We start from the raw sequence: 25,824 nt of genomic DNA on the forward strand, positions 1-25,824 counted from the left end.
GTCACCAACGTCGAGGCGTCGATGTCCTCACCCTCGTCGCTGCTGCACTGGACCCGCCGCATGATCGAGATCCGCAAGCAGAACCCCGCCTTCGGACTGGGGTCGTACACGGAACTCCACTCGTCCAACCCGGCGGTCCTCGCCTATCTGCGCGAGTACAAGGACGACCTGGTGCTGTGCGTGAACAACTTCTCCCGGTTCGCGCAGCCCACCGAACTCGATCTGAGCGCCTACGACGGACGCCACCCCGTCGAACTCATCGGCCAGGTCCGTTTCCCCGCCATCGGTGAACTCCCCTATCTCCTCACCCTCGCGGGCCACGGCTTCTACTGGTTCCGGCTCTCCCGAGTCCTCTCCCGCGCTGCCCTAGGGCGTTGAAGCGCGGGCCGGTGAAAGGACGCGTCACCATGCCGAAGACCGCATTGCTCCGGCCGAGCAGCGACAGGGGCGCCGCCGACCTGATGACCTCGCTCGCGGGACTGCTGCGCGACTGGCTGCCCCGGCAGCGCTGGTTCGCAGGCAAGGACCGGCCGGTCACGGACCTCGCGCTGCTGTCCATGACGGAGCTGTATCCGGGATGTCTGCATCTCCTGGTGCACACCGATCATCCCGGTCACAGCAGTCACGGCGGGGTCCCGGCTCCCGGCGGCACTCCCCCGGCCGGCGACTGCTACCAGCTGCTGCTCGGCGTACGGGACCATCCGGCGCCGCGCCTGGGCCGGGCCCTCATCGGTCAGGTGCAGGAGGGTCCGCTCGCGGGGCACACGGTCTACGACGCGCTGTACGACCCCCGGTCGGCGCACCTGCTGCTGGAGCGGCTGCGGAACCCGGGCGCGGCGGGCCCGCTGCGCTTCGAGGCGGACCCGTCGGCGCACGTACCGGCCGGACTGGCGCCGCGTCTGCTGGACGCCGAGCAGTCCAACTCGTCGCTGGTGTACGGCGACGCGTTCATCCTGAAGGTGTTCCGGCGCATCCAGCCCGGCGTCAATCCCGATCTGGAGGTGCCGGGCGCCCTGGCGGGCCAGGGCTGCGGCCGGGTGCCGGCGCCGGTGGCGTGGTTCCGGACGACCCGTCCGTTCGCGGCGACCCTCGGTGTGCTCCAGCCGTTCCTGCCCGACGCCTCCGACGGCTGGACGCTGGCGCTGGGCGCGCTCGCCGCCGGCGACGACTTCACGGCGCAGGCCCGTGAGCTGGGGCGGGCCACGGCGGAGGTGCACCTCGCGCTGGCGTCGGCCTTCCCCGCCGGGGAGCACGACGAGAACGCGCGGACGGCGGCCGCGATGACCGAGCGGCTCGACGCGGCGGCGCGCAGTGTGTCGGCGCTGCGGCCGTACGTGCCGGGGCTGCGGACCGCGTTCCGCGCGCTGCTCACCTGCGATGCCGGGCCGCCCGCGCAGCGCGTCCACGGCGATCTGCATCTGGGGCAGGTGCTGCGGGCCGGCCGGGAGTGGTTCGTCATCGACTTCGAGGGCGAGCCGTCCCGTCCGCTCGCCGAGCGGTGCGGCGCCCAGTCCCCGGTGCGGGACATCGCGGGGATGCTGCGCTCCTTCGACTACGCCGCCCGGCAGCGACGACCGTGGCGCCCCGAGTGGGCGCGCCGGTGTCGCGAGGCGTACTGCGCGGGCTATGCCGCCCGCGCCGGCTGGGACCCGCGCAAGAAGCACGGTCTGCTGCGCGCGTATGAGACCGACCGGGCCGTGTACGAGGTTCTGTACGAGGCACGGCACCGACCCGACTGGCTCCCCGTACCGATGGCGGCGATCGAGCGTCTCGCCGTAAGAGGAGGCTGAAGCAGTGGCCCTGCGCGACATCACTCCCCCCGAGTCGGCCGGTCCGCCGCCGCACCCGCCGGGCACCTTCGCGGGTGCCCCTCCCCTGTCCGCCGAGGACCGAGGGCGGCTGCTGGCGGGCGCCCACCACGACCCGCACTCCCTGCTGGGCGCGCACCCGGTGCCCGGCGGGATCGCCGTCCGGGCGCTGCGGCCGTACGCGCACGCGGTGCGGGTCGTGATCGACGGGGTGCGCACGTACCTCTCGTCGGAGGGCGACGGTCTCTTCGCGGGGGTGATGCCGCTCGACACGATCCCCGACTACACGCTGCTGGTGTCGTACGAGGACGCCGACCTGGAGATCCACGACCCGTACCGGTTCCTTCCGGCGCTCGGCGACCTGGATCTGCATCTGATCCGTGAGGGCCGCCACGAGCAGTTGTGGAAGGCGCTGGGTGCCGAGCCGATGGTCCACCAGGGTGTGGCCGGCACCCGTTTCACGGTGTGGGCGCCCAACGCGCAAGGGGTGCGGGTCGCCGGGGACTTCGGCTGCTGGGACGGTACGGCGTTCCCGATGCGGTCGCTGGGGTCGTCCGGGGTGTGGGAGCTGTTCCTGCCGGGCGTCGGTGAGGGCGCCCGGTACAAGTTCGAGATCACCTCACGGCACGGGCACCGTCTCCTCAAGGCCGACCCCATGGCGCGGCAGGCGGAGGTGCCGCCCGCGACGGCGTCCGTGGTGACGGTCTCGCACCACGAGTGGGGCGACGCGGAGTGGATGGCGCGGCGCGGGGACACCCCGGTGCACGAGGCGCCGTTCTCCGTGTACGAGGTCCATCTGCCGTCCTGGAAGCCCGGGTTGACGTACCGGCAGCTCGCCGAGGAGCTTCCGGCGTACGTGCGGGACCTGGGTTTCACGCATGTGGAGTTCATGCCGGTCTCCCAGCACCCGTTCAGCGGGTCCTGGGGCTACCAGGTCACCGGGTTCTACGCGCCCACGGCCCGGCTCGGCGGCCCGGACGACCTGAAGCATCTGATCGACTCCCTGCACCAGGCGGGGATCGGCGTGATCATGGACTGGGTCCCGGCGCACTTCCCCAAGGACGACTGGGCGCTGGCCCGCTTCGACGGGGAGCCGCTGTACGAGCCCGGGGACTGGCGGCGGGCCGAGCATCCGGACTGGGGGACGTACGAGTTCGACTACGGGCGTACGGAGGTCCGCAACTTCCTCGTCGCGAACGCCGTGTACTGGTGCGAGGAGTTCCACGTCGACGGGCTGCGGGTGGACGCGGTCGCGTCGATGCTCTACCTCGACTACTCACGTGACTCCGGCCAGTGGTCGCCGAACGTGTTCGGCGGGCGTGAGGACCTGGACGCGGTGGCCTTCCTGCAGGAGATGAACGCGACCGTGTACCGGCGGGCGCCGGGCGTGGTGACCATCGCGGAGGAGTCCACGGCGTGGGACGGCGTGACCCGGCCGACGGACGGCGGCGGGCTGGGCTTCGGGCTGAAGTGGAACATGGGCTGGATGCACGACTCGCTCGGCTACATGGCGAAGGAGCCGGTGCACCGCAAGTACCACCACAACGAGATGACGTTCTCGATGATGTACGCGTACAGCGAGAACTACGTGCTGCCGATCTCGCACGACGAGGTCGTGCACGGCAAGCAGGCGCTGGTGTCGAAGATGCCGGGCGACTGGTGGCAGCGGCGGGCGAACCACCGCGCCTATCTCGGCTTCATGTGGGCGCACCCCGGCAAACAGCTCCTCTTCATGGGGCAGGAGTTCGCCCAGGGCGGTGAATGGTCCGAGCCGCACGGCCCCGACTGGTGGCTCCTCGACCCGGCGTACGGCGCGGAGCCCGATCACCGGGGTGTGCGGGACCTGGTCCGTGATCTGAACACGCTCTACCGGGGCACACCGGCGCTGTGGCAGCGCGACAGTGATCCGGCGGGCTTCCAGTGGGTGAAGGGCGACGCCGCCGAGGACAACGTCTTCGCGTTCCTGCGGCTCGCCGCGGACGGCACCCCGCTGCTGTCCGTCTCCAACCTCAGCCCCGTGGTCCGCCACGACTACTGCCTGGGGGCGCCCGGCGACATCGCCGCCTGGCAGGAGGTCCTCAACACCGACGCCGCGGCCTACGGAGGCGGTGACGTCGTCAACCCCGACCCGGTGAAGGTCGAGCCCGCCCCCTACGACGGCCGCCCGGCCACGCTCCGGCTGACCCTGCCGCCGCTGGCGACGATCTGGCTCAAGCCGGTGCAGATCCCGGTGTGAACTGCGCGGACGGACTCCCCACACCCTCTGTTACCGTGCACATATGGCAGCGAACACGGCCGATGCCCGGCTCGAGGAACGGTGGCGGGCCATCCTCGCGGTGCATGCCCGCACGATGTGCGAGATCGACCGCGCGCTGCATCCCCACGGCCTCGGGGCCAGCGACTTCGAGGTTTTGGACGTCCTCGCGTCCGGGCTCGCCGCCGCGGACGCGGACGACCACTGCCGGGTGCAGAACATCGCGGGGAAGGTCCACCTCAGTCAGAGCGCCCTGTCCCGGCTGATCGCACGGCTGGAGAAGGACGGCCTGGTCACGCGCGCGGTCTGCGCCGAGGACCGGCGAGGGGTGCGGGTCGCGCTGACCGACAAGGGCCGCTCGCTGCACTCCGAGGTGCTGCCCCTGCAGCGGGACGTCCTCGCGAGGACGCTGCGGAGCGACTGATCCCGGCCCGCGGCGGCCCCGGGCTCCCCCGGGAAGGGGGCGAGGCCTGTACGCCCCGAAGGCCCCCCTCCCTGGCGGACGGGGGTCAGAACTCGTGCCCCCCGAGCAGTGTGCCGACGTCGTGGGCGTCGAGGGTCAGGCCGTACGGTGAGCCGGCGTCGATGGTCAGGGACAGATCACTGTCGGGCCACTGGGAGGCGAGGGCCCCGAGCGGCACCAGACGGTAGCGGGAGACGAACGGCAACAGCTCGGCCATCGCCGGCTCCGAGGTGAACACCGGCACGACCTGTTCGCCTCCGGGCTGCTCCAGGACGGGCAGCGCCACGGCCGTGGGATCGTTCAGGGCCGCGTCGTCGGCGTCGTCCGGCACGGGGACCAGGACGTCGCTCCCGGCCAGGGTGTCCAGCGCGGCCGTGTCGCCGTTGTCGAGGGCGAGGGCGGTCAGCGCCTGCTGGGCCGGTGTGGCGTCCTGGGGCGCGGGATGGTTGTTGGCGGGTATGTCCATTGGAAGATCCCTGATAGTGGGGACGGGCCGCCCGGACAAGATCCGTACCGGGCGCGACGCCCCTCGCGTACCCGATCCACGGACAGCCATTCCTGCAACCCCGCCGACGCCCCGCCGATGCCCGGTGCGGCGGACGGGGCGCAGGTGAGGGGCTCACTTCGGACACGGTCCGTCGGCACCGACCCCGCTGGGGCCGGGCGGCGGGTGAGAATCGACCAGCAGTGGTGACCGGCGCCCACGCGTCCGCCGAGGCGCTGCGCCTAGCGTGGGCGCATGACCATGCAACCCTGGTTTCCCGCCGCCAAGCTGGGCATCTTCCTCCACTACGGCATCTACGCCGTGGACGGGGTGCCCGAGTCCTGGTCCTTCTACTGGGGCGAGGTGACGCACGAGCAGTACATGAAACAGCTCGACGGCTTCACCGCCTCCCGTTACGACCCGCGGGCCTGGGCCGACCTGTTCGCCCGCGCCGGGGCACGGTACGCGGTGCTCACCGCCCGGCACCACGACGGTGTCGCCCTGTGGGACACCGCGCAGGGCGACCTGAGCGTGGTCCGGCGGAGCCCGGCGGGCCGGGACCTGGTCGCCGGGTACGTCGACGCGCTGCGCGAGCGCGGCCTGAAGGTCGGCCTGTACTACTCGCACTCCGACTGGAACCACCCGGACTACGCGAGCGTCCGCCACCCCGACATCGAGCGGTGGCCGGAGAGCCACCCCGGTGGCAACGACGCCAACCCGTACTCCCATGCCGCGCCCGGCGAGGAGGACCCCGTGGCCTGGGACCGCTTCCTCGCCTACCGCGACGCCCAGGTGGGTGAGCTGGTCGAGCGTTTCCGCCCCGACCTGCTCTGGTTCGACGGCGAGTGGGAACGCACCGAACAGCAGTGGCGGATCGCGGAGTTGGCCCGGCTGATCCTCTCGGAGAACCCGGACACCGTCCTCAACGCCCGCATGCTGAGCCACGGCGACTACGCCACCCCGGAGCAGGGCGTGCCGCTCGAAGCACCCGACGGTCCATGGGAGTTGTGCCTCACCGTCAACGACTCATGGGGCTTCCAGCACCACGACGACAACCAGAAGTCGGTGCGCCAACTGGTGCGCTACTTCACCGAGACGATCGGGATGGGCGGCAATCTGCTGCTCGGCGTCGGGCCCCGCGAGGACGGGACGATCACCGACGAGCAGGTCGAGCGGCTGGAGGGGCTCGGCACGTGGATCGGCCGCCACTCCGACGCCGTGTACGGCACGGTCGCCGGGCTGCCCGCCGGCCACCACTACGGCCCCAGCACGCTCTCCGCGGACCGGCGCACCCTGTATCTGATGTGCTTCGACGTGCCGCGCGAGTCCGTGGCGGTACGGGGACTGCGCAACCCGGTCACCCGGGTCACCGTTCTCGGCACGGGCACCGAACTGGACCACCGGGTGATCGGCGGCCTCGACGCCGTACCCGGCGTGACCTGGATCGACGCCCCCGGCGAGGCCGACCTCGACCCGTACGCGACCGTGCTCGCCGTCGAACTCGACGGGGAACTGGACCTCTACCGGGGCGCGGGGCGCGACTGAGCGAGGACCTCCTCGACGGTCACCACGCGCACCAGGGGCCGGTACAGGCCCAGTACGTGCAGGGCCTTGGCGTGGGAGTCGTCGTCGGCGCCCGCGCAGGCGTCGGCGACCACCAGCACCTCGACCCCGGCGTCGGCGGCGGCGAGGGCGGTGGACAGCACACAGCAGTCGGTGCTGACCCCGGCCAGGACCAGGGGCCCGTCCCCGCCGAGGCGGGCGGCGAGGTCCGGGCCCCATTTGCCGAAGGTGGGCGCGTCCAGGAGGTGCCGCGCGTCGCCGGGGAGGCCCTCGGAGAAGTCGTCGACCAGGTGCCAGAGCGGGGCGTCGGCCGGCCGCAGGGCGAACGTCCACCGGTCGTAGTACGCCCGCCAGGCGCCCTCGGGGTGCTCCGGCGCGATGAAGCGGGTGAACACGACGCGGTCGCCGAACGCCGGCAGCAGGCGCCGCACCCCGGCCGCGGCCTCGTCGAAGCGGGGTGCGGCCCACGGGCTGTCCGGCTCGGCGAAGACCCGCTGCATGTCGATGACGGCGAGCAGACCGCAGGAGCCGCTGGTCATGCGCGTCCCTCCTGCGCCCGCACCCGGCTCCGGGACAGCAGCAGGGTGCCGAGGAAGCCGACCGCCAGGGCGATGAGGACGCCCAGGTTGGCGAAGGCCCAGTCGCCGGTCCTGCCGCCGAGGCCGAGCGGGCCGAGCAGATAGCCCTGCCAGTCCAGCCAGCCCGCCGCCGTGTTGGTGACCAGGCCCCAGCCGAGGGCCGTGGCGGCGAGGGTGAGCAGGAGGGGGCCCGGTGGGATGTCGCCGTAGCGGCCGTCCGGGCGGAACAGGTCCTCCTCGGCGTAGTCGCGGCGCCGCAGCAGCAAGTCGGCCAGCATCACCCCGCACCAGGCGGCGATGGGCACGCCGAGCGTGGTGAGGAAGCCGATGAACGGGCCCAGGAAGTCGTCGGCGAAGAAGACGATGTAGACGGCGCCCGCGATCATCAGGACGCCGTCGACCAGCGCGGCCAGCGGGCGGGGCACGCGCAGGCCCGCGGCGAGCAGGGCGAGGCCGGAGGAGTAGATGTCGAGGACCGCGCCGCCGACGAGACCGAGCACGGCGACGGCGGCGAACGGGATCAGGAACCAGGTGGGCAGGAGCGTGGTGAGCGCCCCGATGGGGTCGAGGGCGATCGCCTCGCCGAGTTCGGCGGAGGAGCCGGCGAGGAGCAGTCCGAAGACCAGCAGGAGCAGCGGGGCCAGGGAGGCGCCGAAGGTGGTCCAGCCGACGACGCCCCGGCCGGAGGCGGTGCGGGGCAGGTAACGGGAGTAGTCGGCCGCCGCGTTGACCCAGCCGAGGCCGAAGCCGGTCATCATGAAGACGAGGGCGCCGATGAACTCCTGGGCGGAGCCCGCGGGTAGGGCGCTGACGGTGGACCAGTGGATGTGGTCGGCCACCAGCACGACGTACACGATCGTCAGTATCCCGGTGACGACGGTGATCACGGTCTGGAGGCGCATGATGAGGTCGAAGCCCATGACGCCGACGACCACGACGAGCGCGGCGACGAGGACGAGCGCCACCACCTTGGTCTCGTCGCCCCCGCCGGTGCCGAACCTGCGGAAGACGGTCGCGGTGGCCATGGTGGCGAGGGCGCACAGGACGGTCTCCCAGCCGACGGTGAGCAGCCAGGACACGGCCGCGGGCAGCCGGTTCCCGCGCACCCCGTAGGCGGCGCGGCTGAGCACCATGGTGGGCGCCGAGCCGCGTTTCCCGGCGACCGCGACGAAGCCGCACAGCAGGAACGAGAAGACGATGCCGAGGATCCCGGCGGTCAGGGCCTGCCCGAAGGAGATGCCGAAGCCGAGGGCGAACGCGCCGTAACTCTTGCCGAGGACGGAGACGTTGGCGCCGAACCAGGGCCAGAAGAGGGTGCGGGGGGTGCCCTTGCGGTCGGCGTCGCCGATCACGTCGAGGCCGTGGGTCTCCACCTGGAGCGGGCGGGCCGCGGGGGTGCCGTCGGAGGGCGGGGCGTCCGTCATCGTCGACCTGCCTGTCTGATCGCGCTGATCACGTCCAGGGGACCGTAGGTGGGCCGGTCGGACGCGTCAAGGAGGCACCCGCACGGGACGGCGAGCCCCCTCGGGTACCGGCGCGCCCCTCTCGGATGCCGGCCGTGCGCGGGCGGGTCAGCGGCCGGCGCCGTCCGGCAGCACCGCTTCGGCGAAGGTCCGGGCCGCGCGGGCGGGGCCGTCGGCGCCGAGGGCCTGCACGGAGGCGTAGGCGCCCTCCAGGATCAGGGTGAGCTGGTCGGCGAGCAGGGCCGGGTCGGGGACGGGGACGGGTGCGGTGCGGGCCAACTCCTCGGTAAGGTCTCCCATGCGGGCCCGTACCCACGCCTTCAGCTCGACCGCCAGGCGGTGGCCGGTGGAAGCCGTGTCGGGTAGTTCGGACAGTGCCATCAGGAAGGGGCAGCCCCGGCAGCGTTCGGGCGCGGTCTGGGCGCGGAGTGCGTCGAACAGGGCCAGGACGCGCTCCCTCGCCGCGCGGCCGTCGGCCCTGGTGGCCGCCGTGAACCACTCCCGGTAGCCGTCGGCCGCGCGCTCGACGTACGCGGCGATCAGATCGTCCTTGGAGGCGAACAACCGGTAGAGCGTGGTCGGGGCCACCCCCGCCTCGGCGGCGATCCTGTCCACGCCGACGGCTCGGATGCCGTTCCAGTAGAAGAGTACGTGCGCCACGTCCAGCAGGTGTTCGCGTGTCTGCGCCGCAGTGCGTCTCGGGGCCGTCCTTGCTTTCGCCACGCAGGGCAGTCTACGGTGCCAACAGTTGATAGGGAACGTTCCCTAACATCGAGTGTCGCGCCGTGAACTCGGCGGAGAGGGTGGGGACATGACGGGATCCAGGGGACTCGCGGGCAGGACCGCGGTGGTGACGGGCGCCTCGCGCGGCATCGGCCGCTCGATCGCGGAGCGCCTGGCCGCCGAAGGGGCGCTGGTCGCGGTGCACTACGGCAGCGACGAGGCGGCGGCGCGCGCGACCGTGGCGACGATCGAGGAGGCGGGCGGCCAGGCGTTCGCGGTCCGCGCGCTGCTGGGCGCGGACGGGGACGTGGACACGCTCTTCGCGGGATTACGGGCGGGGTGGGGCGACCGACCGCTGGACATCCTCGTGAACAACGCGGCCTTCATCGACTACGGCGCCACCATCGACAAGGCCACCCCGGAGTCGTACGAGCGGCTCTTCGCGGTCAATGTGCGGGCGCCTCTGTTCATCACCCAGCGGGCGCTGCCGCTCATGCGCGACGGGGGCCGGATCGTCAATGTCTCCTCCGGCGTCACCTGGTTCGCCACACCGGAGATCGTGTACGCCATGTCCAAGGGCGCGCTCAACGTCTTCACCCGGTCGCTCGCCAACTCCCAGGGCTCCAGGGGCATCACGGTGAACACGGTCTCGCCGGGCATCACCGACACGGACATGAACATGAACTGGCTGCGCGACAGCGCGGACGCCCAGCGGTCCGTCGCCGCGATGACGGCGCTCGGCCGCCACGGCGAGCCGGCCGATGTCGCCGACGCGGTGGTGTTCTTCGCCTCGGACGACGCGCGCTGGATCACCGGGCAGACCCTGGAGGTCAACGGCGGGCTGCTGCTGGGGCCGCCGGGCGAACGCTGAGGCCCGCCCCGGCCGCCGGGCCGGTGTGGCCCTCACCTCGGCTGGCGAAAAACCCCTTTTGCACATATTCACCGCAGCTGTCAGCATCGAAAGGGGGACAGCCGACTCAAGGAGAGACCGGGGACACCGTGGCAGCTGAGCAAGGCGACGGCCCCGGTACGGAGTTCGTCGAGGCCCTCGTGCGACTGCGTGCCGGAGCATCGGTCGGCGAACTGGCCGCCTGGGCCGCCGTCCACGGGCTCGAGGTGACCCCCATGGCCGCGGGCGCCCTCCTCACGGGTCCCGCCGACCGGTTCACCGCGGCCTTCGGCGAACCTCCGGGTCCCCGGGCGCAGTCCCGGTCGCTCCCGGTCCCGGCGGCGCTCGGGGACACGGCGCGGTCCGTCACCGTACTGCCGCCGCCCGCCCTCGGCACCGACACGGACGCCCCCTTCCCGGACTGAGCGACGACCGTCCCGGCCGCCCACCCCCACGGCGCCCCCTGGAGGACACGATGACGCTCCCGATGACCCCCCAGTACGGGCAGCCCGCGCCGGAGAACGTGTACGGCTATGTGTCCGCCCGGTCGAGGGGCGGGGTGCCGATGACGCGGGCCACGCGGTGGGACGCGGCCGAGCCGTTCCGGACGGACCCGGAGAGCCAGGAGCGGGCCGAGGCGTACCTCCTCGCGGCCGGGCTCACCATCACCGCCGAGAGCCGGCTCGGCTTCGCCGTGAGCGGGCCGCCCGCCGCGTACGAGGAACTGACGGGCGGCCGGGTCGAGACGTACGAGGACCTGCACCAGGTCGAGATGGACCACATCCGGTACGTGACCCAGCTGGACATCGTGGGCGAGCGGCAGCCCGCGTCGCACGGGGTGGGCGATGTGCCGGGCACCGACGCGATCGAGGCCGTGGCGCTGGAGTCGCCTCGCACACCGGCGCGTCTGGTGCCGTCGGCGCAGCCGCCCAACGTCGACCGGTTCCACCTCCGCCTGCCGGGCGACGTCGCCATGCTGCTGGGCGCCACCCGGGCCCATGCCCGGGGCCAGGTGGGTCTGGGGGTCCAGGTCGCGATGGTGGACACCGGGCAGTTCCCGCACACCTACTTCGCGGCGCACGGCTACCGGATCGCCCCGACGGTCGCGGTCCTGCCCGGCACCAACCCCGCGCAGGATCCCGTCGGGCACGGCACCGGGGAATCGGCGAACGTCTTCGCCGTGGCGCCCGGGGCGGAGCTGCGGCCCTACCGGGCGAGCGACAACTCCGGGAACCTGACGGGAGCGTTCACGGCGTTCATCCGCGCGAAGGCCGACTGCGTGGCCGCGAGGGCCGCGGGCACTGCGCAGGTGCTCACCAACTCATGGGGCGGGTCTCGGACCTTCCCTCCCGTGGGCCCGCCCACGGAGACGGACAATGTGTTCGCCCTGGAGATCCGCGACGGGATCGAGCAGGACGTGACGGTGGTGTTCTCCGCGATGAACGGGCAGTTCGCGATGGAACCGCAGGTACCGGGTGTGCTCTCGGTCGGTGGGGTGTTCGTGGGACCGGAACTGGAGCTGCGGGCCTCCGACTACGCGAGCGGGTACACCAGCCCCTGGTTCGAGGGCGTCGTGGTGCCCGTGGTGTCCGGCCTGGTGGGGATGCGGCCCCGGGCGCAGTACCTGATGCTGCCGGTGCCGCCCGGCTGCGCGCTCGACGTGTCGGAGAGCCGCGTCCAGGGGGACGGGCGGCGGCCCGAACGCGGCGACGACACGGGGCCGAACGACGGGTGGGCGCTGTTCTCCGGTACGTCGGCGGCGGCGCCGCAGGTCGCGGGGGCGGCGGCGGTACTGCTCGGGGCCCGCCCGGAGCTGACCCCGGCCCAGGTCGTGGAGGCGCTCGCCGAGACGGCGGTCGACGTCACCATCGGCTCGAACCATCCGCGATTCAACCGTCCGGCGCGGATCGGGCCCGACGAGGCCACCGGCGCGGGTCTGGTGAACGTCGACGCGGCCCTGTCCTTCGCGCTCGACCGGTTTCCCTGACGGCCCGCAACGCGAAGCGCGGAGGAGCCATGTCGCTGTGGGAACGCACCCCCGAGCGCCGTCGGGCGACCGCCTGGCCGCAGGCGGGGACAGCGGCCGGGGCGGCGGCGGTCACGGCGGCCGACGAGGGCGGCGGGCTGCGGCCGGGGACGCTGCACCGCGGGGTGAGCGGGGTGGACCGGGGCCCGGTGCCCATGTCCGCCGAGCAGTTCGACGGGCTGAGGGACCCGATGGCGAGGGTGTTCTTCCGGCGGGACCGCTGGCCGATGACGCTGGAGGAGGTGCTCGACGGGCTCACAGAGGCGGGGGAACTCCCGGCGCAGTCCGTGTACCTGATCGGTGAGGCCGGTCAGATCCCGCCGCACGAGGCGCCGGGGCTGCGCCGCGACTTCCGTTTCGCGATCAGCCGCGCGGTCCCCGGCAAGGACGCCGACCTGCTGGTCAGCAGCGATCCCGGCTCGCTCTTCCTCCAGGTCGCCGCCTGGGACCCCCAGGCCGGGGTCTTCAACTACTACATGCGGATCTCGCCCGCCTGGGTGTGGACCGGTGACTCCTGGTCGGCGCTGGCCCCGGAGTCCCGGGGCAAGGGCTGCTTCGACAGCCATGTCAACGGCAGCGTCGTGATGAAGGAGCTGAAGCAGCCCTGGAGCAACTGGCAGTCCATGTCGGCGACGATCCAGCTCGCGCCCGACGACCCGCTGCGCGCCAACCCCCTGTATCGCCAGGTCATCGGCGCCGAGCGCCTGGAACTGACGGTGAAGGGCCTCGTCTCGCGGTGGACCGCCGCGCGCCTGTCGGCGGTCGTCGCCGACGGCCTGGTGGCCCACCCCGACCGGCTGCTGCGGCAGTTGTTCACCAGCACCACGGTCAACCTGGCCAGTACGTCCACGCAGAGCGCGACCGTCGCCTCCTCGGGCCAGGACCTGGTCCTGCCGCTGGGGTTCTGGCTGAACGCCGACGCCCTGCTGAACGACCTCGGTCTGCCGGTGGGCGTACGGAGCGCGCCGTCCGCGCCCGCGTCCCTGTACGTGGACAGCGTCGCCGCGTTCGGTTTCCGGATGGAGGAGCGGGTCAGCGGGTTCGCGCGGCCCGGCGACACGTTCTTCGCCTTCATGGTGCCCGAGGCCGCGTACGAGGACAACGACGTGGTGCGACAGGCGGTGGAGCGGGGCCTCGTGCCGGCCAGGTTCGCGGCGTGCGCGCTGATGGTCGACTTCACCGAGCCGGTCTTCAGCCCGGTCCGCGCCCACCTGATGCGATACGTGCCGAACACACCGGTGCCGGTGGCGACGTGGTGCGACGACATCGCCGCGGCCGTGGTCGCCGCCGCCCGGACTCTGCCCGTCGACAGTCCGGAGGCGGAGTTCGCGCGCAACTGGGCGGTCCCGGCGGCGGAGTGGCGCGAGGTGTTCGCCCGGCGGGTGGACGCGTATCTGGAGAAGGTCGCGGCCCGGATCCGCACGGCGTCGGGCTTCGACGACTGTGTGCGGCTCGCGGAGTCGCGTCGCCGCACGTTCAAGGAGATGCGGCTCAACGAGTTCGCGCTCACCCTGCCGACGACCGGCATCCCCGCCGACGCGCCTCGGCTGCGCATGCACGAGGACGGCACCGTCGGTGTCTCGACCAGCGGAGGTTCTCCATGACCAGCATCACCACGTACGGGCCTCCCGGCCGACTCGCCGACCTCGACGACGTGGGCAGACAGGCCTGGCACGTCTTCATCAGCGACAGCGTCGACCAGGCGATCGCCGGCCCGGACCCCGCCGAGGTGCTCCACAACAGCCCCCGGCCACAGTTCTACAACCTCACCAGGACGGACACCGCCGAGGACGCGGTCCGGGCGGCCGTCACCTGGACGGCGTTCCCGAACCGGCTGAGGTCCGCGATCTCCGACCGTCAGCGCTGGCAGCGCGCCGACGCCAGCCGTGACGTGCAGGACGAGTACTGCGAGTGGAGCGTGACCCGCGACGACTCGGGGAGGATCATCCGCGTCGCCTTCACCTGTGAGGGCCCCGAGTACTGGGACGTGCTCGCGCGGACCGACCCGGACAAGGTGCTCGACCTCTACCGGGCGCACATCGACCCGTCCGTACGCAGGAGCGATCTCTTCGGCCCGGACGGCCGGTACGTGCGGCGCAACAAGTGGAACGACTCCACGACCCAGGGCGCGATGCACCTCATCCAGCCGTCCAACACCCTCGGCGCCGAGATCGAGTTGGCGGCCGCCGCGACGATACGGCGGGTCGTCGGCGGGCGGGAACTCACCGGCGCGCAGGAACTCATCGCCTGCGCCAAGTACGGCGTACCGGACCGCAACAGCGATCCGCACATCGGTGAGGTGGTCAACTCGGTGGCCCGGCAGAAGGCGGACATCACGCTCACCGACCCCGTCGGCATCTACTTCGACGACCTGGCCACCGACGGCTGGAAAACCCCCGACGGCTCCGACCCCAAGAGCTTCTGGAGGTTCGAGCGCGGCGACACCGACGTCCCCGTGCGGGCCGTCTACGAGGTCCCCGGCGACCGGGGCTTCACCGTGGGCGACATCACCATCGGCGGTCGGCCCATCGAGTTCGGCGCCCAGATCACCGACTTCGTCACCGTGAAGCTCACGGCCACCGCCTGCCGTGTCGGACTGAGCACGGCCCGGCCGCAGACCGCCTGCGTGGAGGTGGCCGCGGAAAACGGCCTGCCACCGGGCGCCCTCTCCCCCGGCGCGCTCTCCGCGCAGGGCCACCTCGGCACCCGTCCCGACCAGGCGTCGCGCAGCACACGGCTCGTGGCGTAGCACACCCGACCCATCCCACCGCCAGACCCGGGAGGCGGATCATGACGACGGCGGAACTCTTCTCCCCCACGGAACCCGGCTACCTGTCCCAGCTGACGAGCGCCGCCGCGCGCTACGCGGACCGCACCGAGCGGCGGGAGCGGAACCGGGAAGTGCTGCGCACCCGCGGCGTACTGCACGCCGACGAACCGGAGCGGGTCGAGAAGCGGCTGGCGCGGCTCGGCGCGGACTGGTCGCTGGCGACGGCGATCGAGCGGGAGCCGTCGGACCCGGTCGCGGCGGCCGGGAGCACCCTGCGGCTGCCGCCGGAGAGCTTCGGCAGCGATGTGCTGGGGCTGGAGCGGCTGATCGGACGCAACAACCTCACCCCGGTGGCGTTCCTGGAGGAGGGCGCGCTCGTCTCCCGCTCGGTCGGGCGGGTCACCATCAACGGGCCCGGCGGCGGTCACGGCACCGGCTTCATGGTGTCGCCGTCCCTGCTGCTCACCAACAACCATGTGCTGCGCAGCCAGGAGGAGGCCCGCCGCAGTGTGGTCGCGTTCTCGCTCCAGGCCGGGACCGACGGCAGGCCGCTGACACCCGCGGTGTTCCAGCTGGAACCGCACCGGTTCTTCGTCACCGACCGGGAGCTGGACTTCAGTCTGGTCGCGGTGGCCGAGCGTGGGGAGCGGGGCGAGGCCCTGGCGTCCTTCGGCCGGCTGACGCTGAGCGAGGCGCAGGGCACGGTCGTCGTCGGGGAGTTCGTCAACATCATCCAGCACCCGCGGGGCGAGCCCAAGCAGTTGGCGCTGCGCGAGAACCAGATCGTGGACATCCTCGACCGGTTCACGCACTACGAGAGCGACACCCGTGAGGGTTCCTCGGGTTCGCCGGTCTTCAACGACCAGTGGGAGGTCGTCGCGCTGCACCACTCGGCCGTTCCGAAGACCGACGCCGAGGGACGTCCGCTGAGCGTCGACGGGGTGCCGTGGACGCCGGACATGGGCGACGACCGGCTGGCGTGGAAGGCCAACGAGGGGGTGCGGATCAGCCGGGTGCTGCGCGCCCTGCGCGAGATCACCCTGACCGGGGCGGCCGCCCGGCTCCGAGACGAGGTGTTCGTCCCCCGGACCGCCGCGGCCGGTCCCGCCCCGGCGCCGGTGGAGAGCGCCCCGCCGCCGGCCGCGCCCGCTCCGTCGGGCAACGGTGCCGCGGCCCGGCCCGGACCCGGCGGTTCGCGGGCGTTCGTCGCCGACGGCACCGCCCATCTGACGATTCCGCTGCGGATCAGCGTCGGTCTCGACCCGTCGGTGTTCCCCGTCGCGAGCATGACCGCCCCGCCGCCCGGCCCCGTGACCCCGGCGCCGCCCCCGGCCGGGCGGCCCGGTACGGCGTCCGCCGCGGAGCGCGACGTCGACGCGGCCCTCGTCAACCACCGGCTCGCCCTGGAGCGGCCGTACTACGACCGGCCCGCAGACGCCGCCGCACGCGAGGCCTATTACGCGGGCGTCGCCACCGACGACGGGGACGCGCTGCGGCGCGCGCTCACCGAGCTGCTGACCCGGACCCACAACCCGCGGCCCCGGTACAAGCCGATGCGGCTCGTCTACCCGTGGGTGGATCTGCACCGGGACGGCCGGCTGCGCAGCATCTACTCCGGGAACGACTTCTCCGCCGAGGAGTTCATCCGCGCGGACGCGGCCGTCGAGGCGGCCCGGACGGCCCGCATCCAGGAGCTGTTCCTGCACGAGGGGACGGCGGGACCGGCCGAGTTCGAGGCGGAGTTCGACGCGCTGGAGGCGTCGATGCCGTTCAACTGCGAACACGTGGTGCCGCAGTCGTGGTTCCTGAAGAAGGAGCCGATGCGGGGCGACCTCCACCATCTGTTCGCCTGCGAGGTCGGCTGCAACAGCTTCCGCGGCAACTTCCCGTACTTCGACTTCCCCCACTTCGACGAGGCGGTCCGGGACGCCTGCGGGCTGCGCGAGTCCAACGGGTTCGAGCCGCAGGAGGGCAAGGGCACGGTCGCCCGCGCCACCCTGTACTTCCTGCTGCGCTACCCGAAGCAGGTCGGCGACACCGCGCGCGAGTTCCCGGAGGACCGGCTGCCCCTGCTGCTGTCGTGGCACGCGAGCGAGCCGGTGACCGAGTACGAACTGCACCGCAACGCCGCCATAGGGGAGCTCCAGGGCAACCGGAATCCGCTGATAGACCACCCGGAGTGGGCCGAGCAGATCGACTTTTCGGGGGTCTGGCCCTGATGTGTCAGGGCTTGTGACCACCCCGGTGACGGGATCCGACGGGCGGCGGTTTAGCATATGAGCGCCGCCTAGCTCGAAAGATAAATCTGTGACTGTCAACGAGGACTCGTTCACCCTTTGGAAGCACCGCGAGGAGATCGCGGAGTCGATGATCCCGATCATCGGGAAGCTGCATCGCGAGCGGGACGTCACGGTCCTGCTGCACAGCCGCTCCTTGGTGAACAAGTCGGTGGTCAGCATCCTGAAGACGCACCGCTTCGCCCGGCAGATCGCCGGTGTGGAGCTCGCGGTCACCGACACGCTGCCGTTCCTCCAGGCCCTCACCACCCTCGACCTCGGGCCTTCCCAGATCGACATCGGCCTGCTCGCCGAGGCGTACCAGGCCGACGACCGGGGCCTGTCGATCGACGAGTTCACCGCCGAGGCCGTCGCCGGTGCCACCGGCGCCAACAAGATCGAGGGCGCGGAGGGCCGCGACGTCGTTCTCTACGGCTTCGGCCGCATCGGCCGCCTCGTCGCCCGGCTGCTAATCGAGAAGGCCGGGTCCGGCAACGGGCTGCGGCTGCGCGCCATCGTGGTGCGCGGCGGCGGGGGGCGGGCCGCAGAAGACATCGTCAAGCGCGCCTCGCTGCTGCGCCGCGACTCCATCCACGGCCAGTTCCAGGGCACGATCACCGTCGACGAGGCGAACAGCACGATCGTCGCCAACGGCAACACCATCAAGGTGATCTACGCGAACGACCCGTCCGAGGTGGACTACACCGAGTACGGCATCAAGAACGCCATCCTCATCGACAACACCGGCAAGTGGCGCGACCGCGAGGGCCTGTCGCAGCACCTGCGTCCCGGCATCGACAAGGTCGTCCTGACCGCGCCCGGCAAGGGCGACGTCCCGAACATCGTGCACGGCGTCAACCACGACACGATCAAGCCGGACGAGCAGATCCTGTCCTGCGCGTCCTGCACCACCAACGCGATCGTGCCGCCGCTGAAGGCGATGGACGACGAGTTCGGTGTGCTGCGCGGTCACGTGGAGACCGTCCACTCGTTCACCAACGACCAGAACCTGCTGGACAACTACCACAAGTCGGACCGCCGCGGCCGCTCCGCGCCGCTCAACATGGTCATCACCGAGACGGGCGCCGCGTCGGCCGTCGCCAAGGCGCTGCCCGATCTGAAGGCGCCGATCACCGGCAGCTCGATCCGCGTGCCCGTCCCGGACGTGTCGATCGCGATCCTCAGCCTGCGCCTCGGCCGGGAGACCGACCGCGAGGAGGTCCTCGAGTACCTCCGGGGCGTCTCGCTGACCTCGCCGCTCAAGCGCCAGATCGACTTCACCAACGCGCCCGACTCGGTCTCCAGCGACTTCATCGGCTCCCGCCACGCCTCGATCGTCGACGCGGGCGCCACCAAGGTCGACGGCGACAACGCGATCCTCTACCTCTGGTACGACAACGAGTTCGGCTACTCCTGCCAGGTCATCCGGGTCGTCCAGCACGTCTCCGGCGTGGAGTACCCCACGTACCCGGCCCCGGCGGTCTGACCGTCCGGGCAGGGCTCTCACGGTCATGGGGCCGGGTGGACGACGCGTCCACCCGGCCCCGTGGTGTGACGGCCGAGGTCCGTGGCACTAGCAGTGCCATGGATCGGACGAGGCGAGGAACGGAAGTGGTGCGGCGGCACGGCGGGGCCGTCGTACAGGCGGTGCGGCGCGCCTGGTCGGGGCCGGGCCGGGAGCGGGACCTGACGGCGCAGGCCGGGAAGGCCGCGCTGGCCGCGTGCGTGGCGTGGGCCGTGGCCGGCTGGTGGCTGACGGCGCCGATGGCGTTCGTGGCGCCCTGGTTCGCGATCGTGCTGGTGGAGTCGACGGTGTACCGGTCGGTCGCCCACGGTCTGCAGCAGCTGGCCGCGTTCGCGGTCGGCACGGTCGCGGCGACGGCCGGTGCCCTGCTGCTGAACCACACCCTGGTGGCGATGGTCCTGGTCCTGCCGGTGGTGCTCCTGCTGGCGCAGTGGCAGCGGCTGGGCGCCCAGGGCATCTACGCCGCGACCGGCGCCCTGTTCGTGCTCACCGGCGGCCAGGTCACCGTGGCCGCCGCCGGGGCCCGCCTTGCGGAAGCGGTGTTCGGGGCACTGGTCGGGATCGCCGTCAACGCCCTGATCCGTCCCCCGCTGTATCTCCGCGACACCCGCGCCGCCCTCTCCGAGGCCGCCCGGGAGGCGCAGGCCATCCTGGAGGCGGTGGCCGACGGGCTCACCGACGGCGCGGGCGATCCGGATCCGCACGCCGCCGGGGAGTGGCACGAACGCGCCCTGCGCCTGTCCCGCCTCGTCGACCAGGCCCGGTCGGCGATCGGCTGGAGCCGGGAGAGCATGTGGGTCAACCCGCGCGGCCGCCGCACCCGGGCCCTCGCGCCGCCCGGCCGGGCCTACGACGACGCCCTCACCGTGCTCGACCATGTCGCCGTGCACACGGCGGGCGTGACCCGCACCGTGCTGGAGACCTCCGCCCACGGCTCCCGGCCGGCCCGGCCCGTGCCGGAGATCACCGGCCCGTACGCGGACTTCCTGCGGCACACCGCCCGCGCCGTCGGCCTGTACAGCCGGACCCGGTTCTCCGCGGCCGGCGCCGACAGTGACGCCGACCGCGCGCTGCGGGAGACCGTCGAGGAGCTGTCCCGCACTCTCGACGACCTGCACCGCCGACTGCCCGACGCCGTCCGCGACGACCCCGACGCCCTCAGCACCCACGGCACCCTGCTGGCGCAGGCCCGCCGGCTGGCCGATCAGCTCGCCCAGGGGTGATCCGGCACCGGCCGGTCACAGGTCGATGATCACGAGGGCGGTGTCGTCGGTGGCGCCGCTCAGGGGCAGCAGATCGAGCAGGAGGGCGTCGGCGAGGTCCTCCGCGTCGGCACGGCGATGACGGGTGAGGGCGTCGGCGAGGCGGGCCAGACCGGTGTCGATGTCCTCGACGCGGCGCTCGATCAGCCCGTCCGTGTACAGGACGAGGGTGTCGCCCTCGGTGAAGTCGACGGTGGCCTGCGGGCGGGCGACGCGGTCGGGACGCGCGCCGAGCGGCGGGTCGGTCGCCTGGTCGAGGAAGGTGACCGAGCCGTCCGCGCACAGCAGCGCGGGCGGCAGATGGCCCGCGCTGCTGTACATGATGGTGTGGTCGCTCCAGTCGATGCAGGTCTGGACGACGGTGGTGTTCTCGGCGCCCTCGACGGAGTCGGCGTACAGGCCGAGGGCGTCCAGCGCCTCGGCGGGACCGTCCGCGACGAGGGACGCTGCGCTGAGCGCGCTGCGCAGCTGGCCCATGGCGCAGGCGGCGGCGAGCCCGTGCCCGACGACATCGCCCACGGCGACACCGATCCGGTCCTCGCCGGGCATGTCGACGAGGTCGTACCAGTCGCCGCACACGTTCAGCGCGCCGGTGGCCGGCCGGTAGCGCACCGCCGCGCGATGGTGGCGGACGGGGCTGGGCGCGGGCAGCATCGCCCGCTGCAGGGCGAGGGCGACCTCGCGTTCCCGGGCATGCGCCCGGCGGAGGCGATCGTTGACCTCCTGCAGCTCACGGGCTCGGGTGTACAGCTCGGCCTCCAGGACCTGGGCCCGGTCGCCCAGCGGGCGGGAACGGGCCCGGATCAGCTCCGTGACCTCCTCCACCTTGTGGATCAGCAGCACCACCGTGCCGTCGGGGCCGACGAGGGGTGCGTTCACCGGGCTCCAGTAGCGCTCCTCCCACTCGCCGGGCTTCTCCGCCGACTCCACGTCGTAGCGTTGCAGCGCCATCGCGTCCCGCTCGCCGCTCTCGACCACCCGGGCCAGGGAGGCGGCCAGGTTCCGCATGCCGCTGGCGCCGGGGTCGGTGGGGTTGTCGGGGAACACGTCGAAGAGGTACCGGCCGACCACCTGTTCCCTGGTGCGGCCGGACTGCCGCAGGAACTCGTCGTTCGCGTCCGCGTAGACCAGGTCGGGCGTCAGCAGCGCCACCATGCCGGGCAGCGCCTGGAACACAGCCGCGTAGTCCGTCTCCGTCTCCGCCATGGTGCGCCGCCTCAGCGTCTGTGCTTGTGCTGCGATCTCCACCATAGGATCCCGCAGCCGGGACGGCGCGTCTCCGGCACCGAGAAAAACCGCTGGTCACGCAGTGTGGCCGAAAGGGGGGCGCGGAGCGACCGGCGGGCGGCGCGGGCGCTCAGCAGGGCTTGCGCCATTCGTCCAGCTCCGGTCGTTTCACCATCGAGGACAGCCGCAGGCGCCGGGACTCCGAGCAGAAACTGCTCCTCGGTTCGGTGTACTCGACGTGGAACACGGCCTTCCCCGCGTCGATGAACGGGCTGAGGTCGGCGCACTCGTCGTACTGGGCGCACTCCTCGTTGACCGCGAAGTCGAAGTGGGCGAGGAGTTGGGGGATCTGCGGGAGGTCGTTCTTCAGTCCCACGGACAGGCCGCGCTCGTGGGCGATGTCGGCGATCATGCGGTTGTAGGCGAGCTGGTGGCGGGCGGTGAGCGGGAAGCCGGTGTCGTTGCCGTAGCCCTCGACCAGGTCGGGTTCGACCGCGTCGAAGCCCTTGTCCCGGCACATGTCGAAGCGGCGTTCCATCAGCGGCCGCAGGACGTCCAGGCGTCGGATGTCCAGCCAGCGTTCGCCGGCCCAGCCGTTGGTCTCGCCGAGCACCGAGCGGGGGAAGGCGTCCTTGTCGGGCCGGAAGTCCTCCCAGGCGCCCACGTTGACGTAACAGATGACCTTGCGGCCGTCGCGGTGCAGCCGGGCCACGTCCGCCGCGGAGTTCTCGAAGCCGTCGATGTCGTAGACCGGCACGTCCGCCGACGGGTCGACCTTCCCGTCCAGCTGCCACTGCCAGGCCAGCCCCGGCCGGGGCCGCCACCGTTCCCCGGCCGGGCCGGAGGTCGGCGTGCCGCGCCCCTCGGCCGGTCGGTCCGGGGTGCCGGTACAGCCCGCGAGCGCCGCCGCCACCAGGGTGGCCAGCAGGGTCGTGTACGCCAGTGCCGTCCGCCTCATCGTTCGGCGCTCCCGGTCAGCGCGGGCGTCAGCCGGGCCCACGGGTTGGGTGGTTCGCCGGTGACGGGGCCGCAGACGCCCGCGCCCCGCTCGTGCGCGGTGCGCACGGCGAGCGGCACGAGCGCCTCGGGCACCCCGTAGACGAGGTGGCACAGCCGTTCGGGCGGGTGGCGGGCGGTCCACGCCGGTCTGCTGAACGACGCCACGTACGTCGACCAGTGGCCCTCGAAGGTGACGGTCAGGTCGGCGAGGCGGGCGTAGCCGGGGGCCGGGTGCACGCCAGGGTTCAGGACGACCGTCTCCGCGCCGAGCCGACGCAGCGCGCGGACCAGGCGACGGCAGGCGGGCAGGCCGTCCGGGGTGGCCGTCACCTGGTCGAGGAAGCAGCCGTCGACCGCGTACCACTGCCGGTGACGGCGTACGTCGTCGGCGATCTCGGCGCGGTCGCGCATGCCGTAGTCGGTGTCGACGTAGCCGAGGAGCCGGGCCCCGGCCCTTCGGAGCGCGGCGGCGGCCGCGCCGAACGCGGGGTCGGGCTCGTCGCCCGGCCCGTTCGCCGGGTTGAGGACGACCGCGTAGATGCGGGCCGCGGCCGTGATCAGCCGGTGCCAGGCGCCCGGGTCCTCGGCCGGGTGGACGTAGAGCGGCACGAGCAGACTCACCGCGGGCCTTCCCAGAGCGCGGTCAGGGCGTCGTCGAGGGAGTACTCCGGCCACCAGCCGAGCGCCTCCTCGGCGGCGGAGATGTCCGAACACTGCCACGACACGTCAGCCGACCGAACGGACCCGCCCCCGGCCCCCGCCCCGACGCCGCGCCCTCCCGCCGCCCCGACCTGACCGGCACGCGCGACCTGACCGGCATGACCGGCGTGGCCATCCGGGCCGGGTGAGTACGCCGGAGCGGCGAGGCCCGCCGAGGGGCCCGAGCCCGCCGGGCCCCCCGCCCCCGGCGCGCTCTCCTCGATGCGGCCCCGGAAGCCCGCCTTGGAGGCCAGGAGGTGTACCAGCTCGCGTACCAGGACTGCCTGGCCGCCGCCGATGTTGAGGATCGGGGGCAGGGGGCCCGGTGCCGTGGCCGCGAGGACGGTGGCCCGGGCGACGTCGCGGACGTCGACGAAGTCGCGGTACGCGGAGAGGTCCCCCAGCCGCAGCACCCCGTCCCGGTCGGTCGTGCGCAGCAGGCGGGTGATCCGGCCGGGCAGTCCGCTCGCCGGTGCCCCCGGCCCGACGGGGTTGCCGACGCGCAGGACCACCGCGTCCAGGCCGGCGCCGGCGACCGCGACCGTGCCGGCCAGCTTGGTGGCGCCGTACGGGGCGGTCGGGCGGGTCGGCGCCGACTCGGTCGCCCGGGTGCCGGGCGCGCCGGGCCCGTACTCGGCGGCCGAGCCCAGGTGCACGAGGCGGGCGCCGGGCGCCGCCTCGCGCAGGGCGGCGCACAGGACCGCCGGGCCGCGGGCGTTGACCTCCGCGAGGGTCACGGCGTCGCCTCCGGTGGCGCCCGCGCAGTTGACCACGGTGTCCGGCGCGAGGGACGCCAGGGCCTTCGCCAGGTGTTCGGGTCGGACGGTGGCGAGGTCCACGGGGAACTCGGCGGCCGGCGAGCGCCCGCCGCCGAGGACCCGCGCGCCGGGCAGGGTGCGCAGCCGTGCGGCGACATGGCCGCCCAGATAGCCGGTGGAACCCAGGACGAGAATGCGCATGCGGTGCTCAGGCTCCCTTGAGCAGAAGCGACTTACGGGTGGTGAACTCGGCGTTGGCACGGTCGTAGTCGTCGGGGCGCCCTATGTCGAGCCAGTACCCGTCGAACTCGTAGGCGTGCGGCTGGTTGCGGGCCCTGATCAGGTCGAGGACCAGTTCGTCGAAGCCCAGGGGCAGTCCGGGCGTGTAGCCCTCCAGCGTCGAGCGGGACACCCCGTAGACGCCCATGGAGACCCGGTAGTCGATGCTCGGCTTCTCGGTGAACGCGACGACCTTGCTGTCGTCGGTGGTGAGCACCCCGAAGTCGATGTGCACCTTGCGGGCGTACGTGGCGATGGTGAGCGGCGCGCCGGACTCGCGGTGCCGGCGCAGGACGTCGGCGTAGTCGAGGTCCGTGAGGACGTCGCCGTTCATCACGAGGAACTCCTCGGGGAGCCGGTCGCGCAGGTTGAGCAGCGGGCCCATGGTGCCGAGGGGACTCTCCTCGGTGGCGTAGTCGACGGTCAGGTCCCACTGGGAGCCGTCGCCGACGTAGGCGCGGATGATCTCGCCCAGGTGGCCGATGGCGATGGTGCAGTGGGTGAATCCGGCGGTGGAGAGCTGGCGCAGCACGATCTCCAGGATGGCGTGCTGGTCGCCGATGGGGACGAGCGGCTTCGGCAGCGCGGTCGTGTAGGGCCGCAGCCGTACGCCCTTGCCTCCCGCCAGGATCACTGCGTGCATGGTGCTCCTCCTTCAGGGACTTCGTGGACCGCGCGGCCTCGCCGGCCGTGCGGGTCGTGCCGGACGGGAGTCAGATGTTGTAGATCCCGGTCTTGTAGCGGGCGAGGTTGGCCGGGTCGCGGAAGAACTCCACGGTCTCGGCGAGTCCTTCCTCCAGGGAGTGGGCGGGCTGCCAGCCGGTGGCGGCGGTGAGTCTGCTCGCGTCGGCGACGAGCCGCATGACCTCGGAGTTGGCGGGCCGGATCCGGGCGGCGTCCTCACGGACGTCGAGGCCGGTGTCCATCACCTTGCCGATGAGGGCGACGAGGTCGCCGACCGCGATCTCCCCGCCGGTGCCGGCGTTGAAGGTGCGGCCCACGACCCGCTCGGCGGGCGCGGTGCCGACGGCGAGGAACGCCTGCGCGGTGTCCTTGACGAAGGTGAAGTCGCGGGTGGGCCGCAGGTCCCCGAGGGTGATGGTGCGCTCCCCCGCCGCGACTTGACCGATGACCGTGGGGATCACTGCGCGCATGGACTGGCGGGGTCCGAAGGTGTTGAACGGCCGCAGGGTGACCACGGGGGTGTCGAAGCTGGCGTGGTAGCTGTCGGCCAGCCGGTCGCCGCCGGCCTTGGAGGCGGCGTACGGGGACTGGGTCTGGATGGGGTGGTCCTCGGTGATCGGCACGGTCTGCGCGGTGCCGTACGTCTCGCTGGTGGAGGTGTGCACCAGGCGGGGTGTGCCGAGGGCGCGGACGGCCTCCAGCACGTTGAGGGTGCCGGTGACGTTGGTGTCCACGTAGCTGTGCGGGGCCCGGTACGAGTACGGGATCGCGATGAGCGCGGCCAGGTGGTAGGCGGTGTCGGCGCCGTCGAGGAGGCCGCGCACCGAGCCGGGGTCGCGGACGTCGCCGAGGACGATCTCCACGTGGTCGAGGACGTCGGGGTGGAGGGTCTCCAGCCAGCCGTAGGAGGAGAAGGAGTTGTACTGGGCCATGGCGCGCACGCGGTGTCCGGAGGCGACGAGTGCCTCGGTGAGGTGGGAGCCGATGAAGCCCTCGGCTCCGGTGACGGCGGCGAGCGGTGCGGAGGTCAACGGTGGTGTCCTTCCGGTAGGTCGGATGTGGGGGCTGTGGCGGGGTCGTGGGTGAGCGCGGGG

Annotated in this window: 23 protein-coding genes; 13 read left to right on the forward strand and 10 right to left on the reverse strand. The window is 72.5% G+C overall.

Annotated features, from left to right (window positions below):
• The 4 genes from ACZ4Z3_RS39180 to ACZ4Z3_RS39195 all read left to right on the forward strand — a co-directional run.
• The coding region (locus ACZ4Z3_RS39180; RefSeq protein WP_468505522.1) for an alpha-glucosidase C-terminal domain-containing protein at positions 1-378 on the forward strand (378 nt) is incomplete at its 5' end.
• A gap of 29 nt (positions 379-407) precedes the next feature.
• Positions 408-1,790 carry a maltokinase N-terminal cap-like domain-containing protein gene (locus tag ACZ4Z3_RS39185; protein WP_468505523.1) on the forward strand — a complete coding sequence of 461 codons (1,383 nt, stop codon included), beginning with the start codon at positions 408-410 and terminating at the stop codon, positions 1,788-1,790.
• 4 nt (positions 1,791-1,794) lie between these two features.
• Entirely contained in the window at positions 1,795-4,044 is a 2,250-nt protein-coding gene (gene glgB, locus ACZ4Z3_RS39190; RefSeq protein WP_468505524.1) for a 1,4-alpha-glucan branching enzyme, read from the forward strand.
• 43 nt (positions 4,045-4,087) lie between these two features.
• On the forward strand, positions 4,088-4,486 hold the full coding sequence (locus ACZ4Z3_RS39195) for a MarR family winged helix-turn-helix transcriptional regulator (RefSeq protein WP_468505525.1): 399 nt from the start codon (positions 4,088-4,090) through the stop codon (positions 4,484-4,486).
• 85 nt (positions 4,487-4,571) lie between these two features.
• Here the strand turns inward: ACZ4Z3_RS39195 and ACZ4Z3_RS39200 are convergent, their stop codons facing one another.
• Entirely contained in the window at positions 4,572-4,991 is a 420-nt protein-coding gene (locus ACZ4Z3_RS39200; protein ID WP_468505526.1) for an SseB family protein, read from the reverse strand.
• 273 nt (positions 4,992-5,264) lie between these two features.
• Between ACZ4Z3_RS39200 and ACZ4Z3_RS39205 the strand changes: the two genes are divergently transcribed.
• Entirely contained in the window at positions 5,265-6,554 is a 1,290-nt protein-coding gene (locus tag ACZ4Z3_RS39205) for an alpha-L-fucosidase (protein ID WP_468505527.1), read from the forward strand.
• Here the strand turns inward: ACZ4Z3_RS39205 and ACZ4Z3_RS39210 are convergent.
• The 3 genes from ACZ4Z3_RS39210 to ACZ4Z3_RS39220 all read right to left on the reverse strand — a co-directional run bounded on the left by ACZ4Z3_RS39210 (position 6,530) and on the right by ACZ4Z3_RS39220 (position 9,336).
• The gene (locus ACZ4Z3_RS39210) at positions 6,530-7,111 is read right to left on the reverse strand and encodes a cysteine hydrolase family protein (RefSeq protein ID WP_468505528.1); all 582 of its coding nucleotides are present in this window, start codon (positions 7,109-7,111) and stop codon (positions 6,530-6,532) included. The two genes, ACZ4Z3_RS39205 and ACZ4Z3_RS39210, sit on opposite strands and share 25 nt — an antisense overlap.
• The gene (locus ACZ4Z3_RS39215) at positions 7,108-8,574 is read right to left on the reverse strand and encodes a purine-cytosine permease family protein (RefSeq protein WP_468505529.1); all 1,467 of its coding nucleotides are present in this window, start codon (positions 8,572-8,574) and stop codon (positions 7,108-7,110) included. Before ACZ4Z3_RS39215 ends, ACZ4Z3_RS39210 begins: the two co-directional genes overlap by 4 nt.
• Positions 8,575-8,721: 147 nt before the next feature.
• Positions 8,722-9,336: a TetR/AcrR family transcriptional regulator gene (locus ACZ4Z3_RS39220; protein ID WP_468505530.1), complete on the reverse strand. Its 615-nt coding sequence runs from the start codon at positions 9,334-9,336 to the stop codon at positions 8,722-8,724.
• Between the two features lie 88 nt (positions 9,337-9,424).
• Between ACZ4Z3_RS39220 and ACZ4Z3_RS39225 the strand changes: the two genes are divergently transcribed.
• From ACZ4Z3_RS39225 to ACZ4Z3_RS39260, 8 genes are all read left to right on the forward strand, one after another.
• Positions 9,425-10,207: an SDR family NAD(P)-dependent oxidoreductase gene (locus tag ACZ4Z3_RS39225; RefSeq protein WP_468505531.1), complete on the forward strand. Its 783-nt coding sequence runs from the start codon at positions 9,425-9,427 to the stop codon at positions 10,205-10,207.
• Positions 10,208-10,335: 128 nt separating this feature from the next.
• Complete coding sequence (locus ACZ4Z3_RS39230; protein ID WP_468505532.1) at positions 10,336-10,650, forward strand: hypothetical protein; 315 nt, start codon at positions 10,336-10,338, stop codon at positions 10,648-10,650.
• A gap of 50 nt (positions 10,651-10,700) precedes the next feature.
• Complete coding sequence (locus tag ACZ4Z3_RS39235) at positions 10,701-12,212, forward strand: S8 family serine peptidase (protein WP_468505533.1); 1,512 nt, start codon at positions 10,701-10,703, stop codon at positions 12,210-12,212.
• Between the two features lie 29 nt (positions 12,213-12,241).
• On the forward strand, positions 12,242-13,855 hold the full coding sequence (locus tag ACZ4Z3_RS39240) for a hypothetical protein (protein WP_468505534.1): 1,614 nt from the start codon (positions 12,242-12,244) through the stop codon (positions 13,853-13,855).
• Positions 13,852-15,000 carry a hypothetical protein gene (locus ACZ4Z3_RS39245; RefSeq protein WP_468505535.1) on the forward strand — a complete coding sequence of 383 codons (1,149 nt, stop codon included), beginning with the start codon at positions 13,852-13,854 and terminating at the stop codon, positions 14,998-15,000. The genes ACZ4Z3_RS39240 and ACZ4Z3_RS39245 overlap by 4 nt, the downstream gene beginning before the upstream one ends.
• A gap of 41 nt (positions 15,001-15,041) precedes the next feature.
• Entirely contained in the window at positions 15,042-17,240 is a 2,199-nt protein-coding gene (locus tag ACZ4Z3_RS39250; protein WP_468505536.1) for an endonuclease, read from the forward strand.
• A gap of 88 nt (positions 17,241-17,328) precedes the next feature.
• The gene (locus ACZ4Z3_RS39255; protein ID WP_468505537.1) at positions 17,329-18,783 is read left to right on the forward strand and encodes a glyceraldehyde-3-phosphate dehydrogenase; all 1,455 of its coding nucleotides are present in this window, start codon (positions 17,329-17,331) and stop codon (positions 18,781-18,783) included.
• 98 nt (positions 18,784-18,881) lie between these two features.
• Entirely contained in the window at positions 18,882-20,045 is a 1,164-nt protein-coding gene (locus ACZ4Z3_RS39260) for an aromatic acid exporter family protein (RefSeq protein ID WP_468505538.1), read from the forward strand.
• Positions 20,046-20,060: 15 nt separating this feature from the next.
• Here ACZ4Z3_RS39260 and ACZ4Z3_RS39265 read toward each other — a convergent pair whose 3' ends face one another.
• The 6 genes from ACZ4Z3_RS39265 to ACZ4Z3_RS39290 all read right to left on the reverse strand — a co-directional run bounded on the left by ACZ4Z3_RS39265 (position 20,061) and on the right by ACZ4Z3_RS39290 (position 25,761).
• Complete coding sequence (locus ACZ4Z3_RS39265; protein WP_468505539.1) at positions 20,061-21,290, reverse strand: PP2C family protein-serine/threonine phosphatase; 1,230 nt, start codon at positions 21,288-21,290, stop codon at positions 20,061-20,063.
• 151 nt (positions 21,291-21,441) lie between these two features.
• On the reverse strand, positions 21,442-22,269 hold the full coding sequence (locus ACZ4Z3_RS39270; protein WP_468505540.1) for an endo alpha-1,4 polygalactosaminidase: 828 nt from the start codon (positions 22,267-22,269) through the stop codon (positions 21,442-21,444).
• Positions 22,266-22,931, reverse strand: coding sequence for a spherulation-specific family 4 protein (locus ACZ4Z3_RS39275; RefSeq protein WP_468505541.1), 666 nt, complete (start codon positions 22,929-22,931; stop codon positions 22,266-22,268). The genes ACZ4Z3_RS39270 and ACZ4Z3_RS39275 overlap by 4 nt, the downstream gene beginning before the upstream one ends.
• Complete coding sequence (locus ACZ4Z3_RS39280; protein WP_468505542.1) at positions 22,928-23,968, reverse strand: NAD-dependent epimerase/dehydratase family protein; 1,041 nt, start codon at positions 23,966-23,968, stop codon at positions 22,928-22,930. Before ACZ4Z3_RS39280 ends, ACZ4Z3_RS39275 begins: the two co-directional genes overlap by 4 nt.
• A gap of 7 nt (positions 23,969-23,975) precedes the next feature.
• Positions 23,976-24,689: a nucleotidyltransferase family protein gene (locus ACZ4Z3_RS39285; RefSeq protein ID WP_468505543.1), complete on the reverse strand. Its 714-nt coding sequence runs from the start codon at positions 24,687-24,689 to the stop codon at positions 23,976-23,978.
• 70 nt (positions 24,690-24,759) lie between these two features.
• Positions 24,760-25,761, reverse strand: coding sequence for a GDP-mannose 4,6-dehydratase (locus ACZ4Z3_RS39290; RefSeq protein WP_468505544.1), 1,002 nt, complete (start codon positions 25,759-25,761; stop codon positions 24,760-24,762).
• Between the last annotated feature and the right edge of the window lie 63 nt (positions 25,762-25,824).

The organism is Streptomyces sp. NPDC030296, from assembly GCF_055572815.1.

Bases quoted from the DNA above. Each gene is read 5' to 3' on its own strand.
- ACZ4Z3_RS39260 (WP_468505538.1), top strand. From the start codon at position 18,882: ATGGATCGGACGAGGCGAGGAACGGAAGTGGTGCGGCGGCACGGCGGG.
- ACZ4Z3_RS39215 (WP_468505529.1), bottom strand. From the start codon at position 8,574: ATGACGGACGCCCCGCCCTCCGACGGCACCCCCGCGGCCCGCCCGCTC.
- ACZ4Z3_RS39225 (WP_468505531.1), top strand. From the start codon at position 9,425: ATGACGGGATCCAGGGGACTCGCGGGCAGGACCGCGGTGGTGACGGGC.
- ACZ4Z3_RS39270 (WP_468505540.1), bottom strand. From the start codon at position 22,269: ATGAGGCGGACGGCACTGGCGTACACGACCCTGCTGGCCACCCTGGTG.
- ACZ4Z3_RS39195 (WP_468505525.1), top strand. From the start codon at position 4,088: ATGGCAGCGAACACGGCCGATGCCCGGCTCGAGGAACGGTGGCGGGCC.
- ACZ4Z3_RS39205 (WP_468505527.1), top strand. From the start codon at position 5,265: ATGACCATGCAACCCTGGTTTCCCGCCGCCAAGCTGGGCATCTTCCTC.
- ACZ4Z3_RS39240 (WP_468505534.1), top strand. From the start codon at position 12,242: ATGTCGCTGTGGGAACGCACCCCCGAGCGCCGTCGGGCGACCGCCTGG.
- ACZ4Z3_RS39200 (WP_468505526.1), bottom strand. From the start codon at position 4,991: ATGGACATACCCGCCAACAACCATCCCGCGCCCCAGGACGCCACACCG.
- ACZ4Z3_RS39265 (WP_468505539.1), bottom strand. From the start codon at position 21,290: ATGGCGGAGACGGAGACGGACTACGCGGCTGTGTTCCAGGCGCTGCCC.
- ACZ4Z3_RS39235 (WP_468505533.1), top strand. From the start codon at position 10,701: ATGACGCTCCCGATGACCCCCCAGTACGGGCAGCCCGCGCCGGAGAAC.
- ACZ4Z3_RS39185 (WP_468505523.1), top strand. From the start codon at position 408: ATGCCGAAGACCGCATTGCTCCGGCCGAGCAGCGACAGGGGCGCCGCC.
- ACZ4Z3_RS39250 (WP_468505536.1), top strand. From the start codon at position 15,042: ATGACGACGGCGGAACTCTTCTCCCCCACGGAACCCGGCTACCTGTCC.
- ACZ4Z3_RS39280 (WP_468505542.1), bottom strand. From the start codon at position 23,968: ATGCGCATTCTCGTCCTGGGTTCCACCGGCTATCTGGGCGGCCATGTC.
- ACZ4Z3_RS39285 (WP_468505543.1), bottom strand. From the start codon at position 24,689: ATGCACGCAGTGATCCTGGCGGGAGGCAAGGGCGTACGGCTGCGGCCC.
- ACZ4Z3_RS39210 (WP_468505528.1), bottom strand. From the start codon at position 7,111: ATGACCAGCGGCTCCTGCGGTCTGCTCGCCGTCATCGACATGCAGCGG.
- ACZ4Z3_RS39245 (WP_468505535.1), top strand. From the start codon at position 13,852: ATGACCAGCATCACCACGTACGGGCCTCCCGGCCGACTCGCCGACCTC.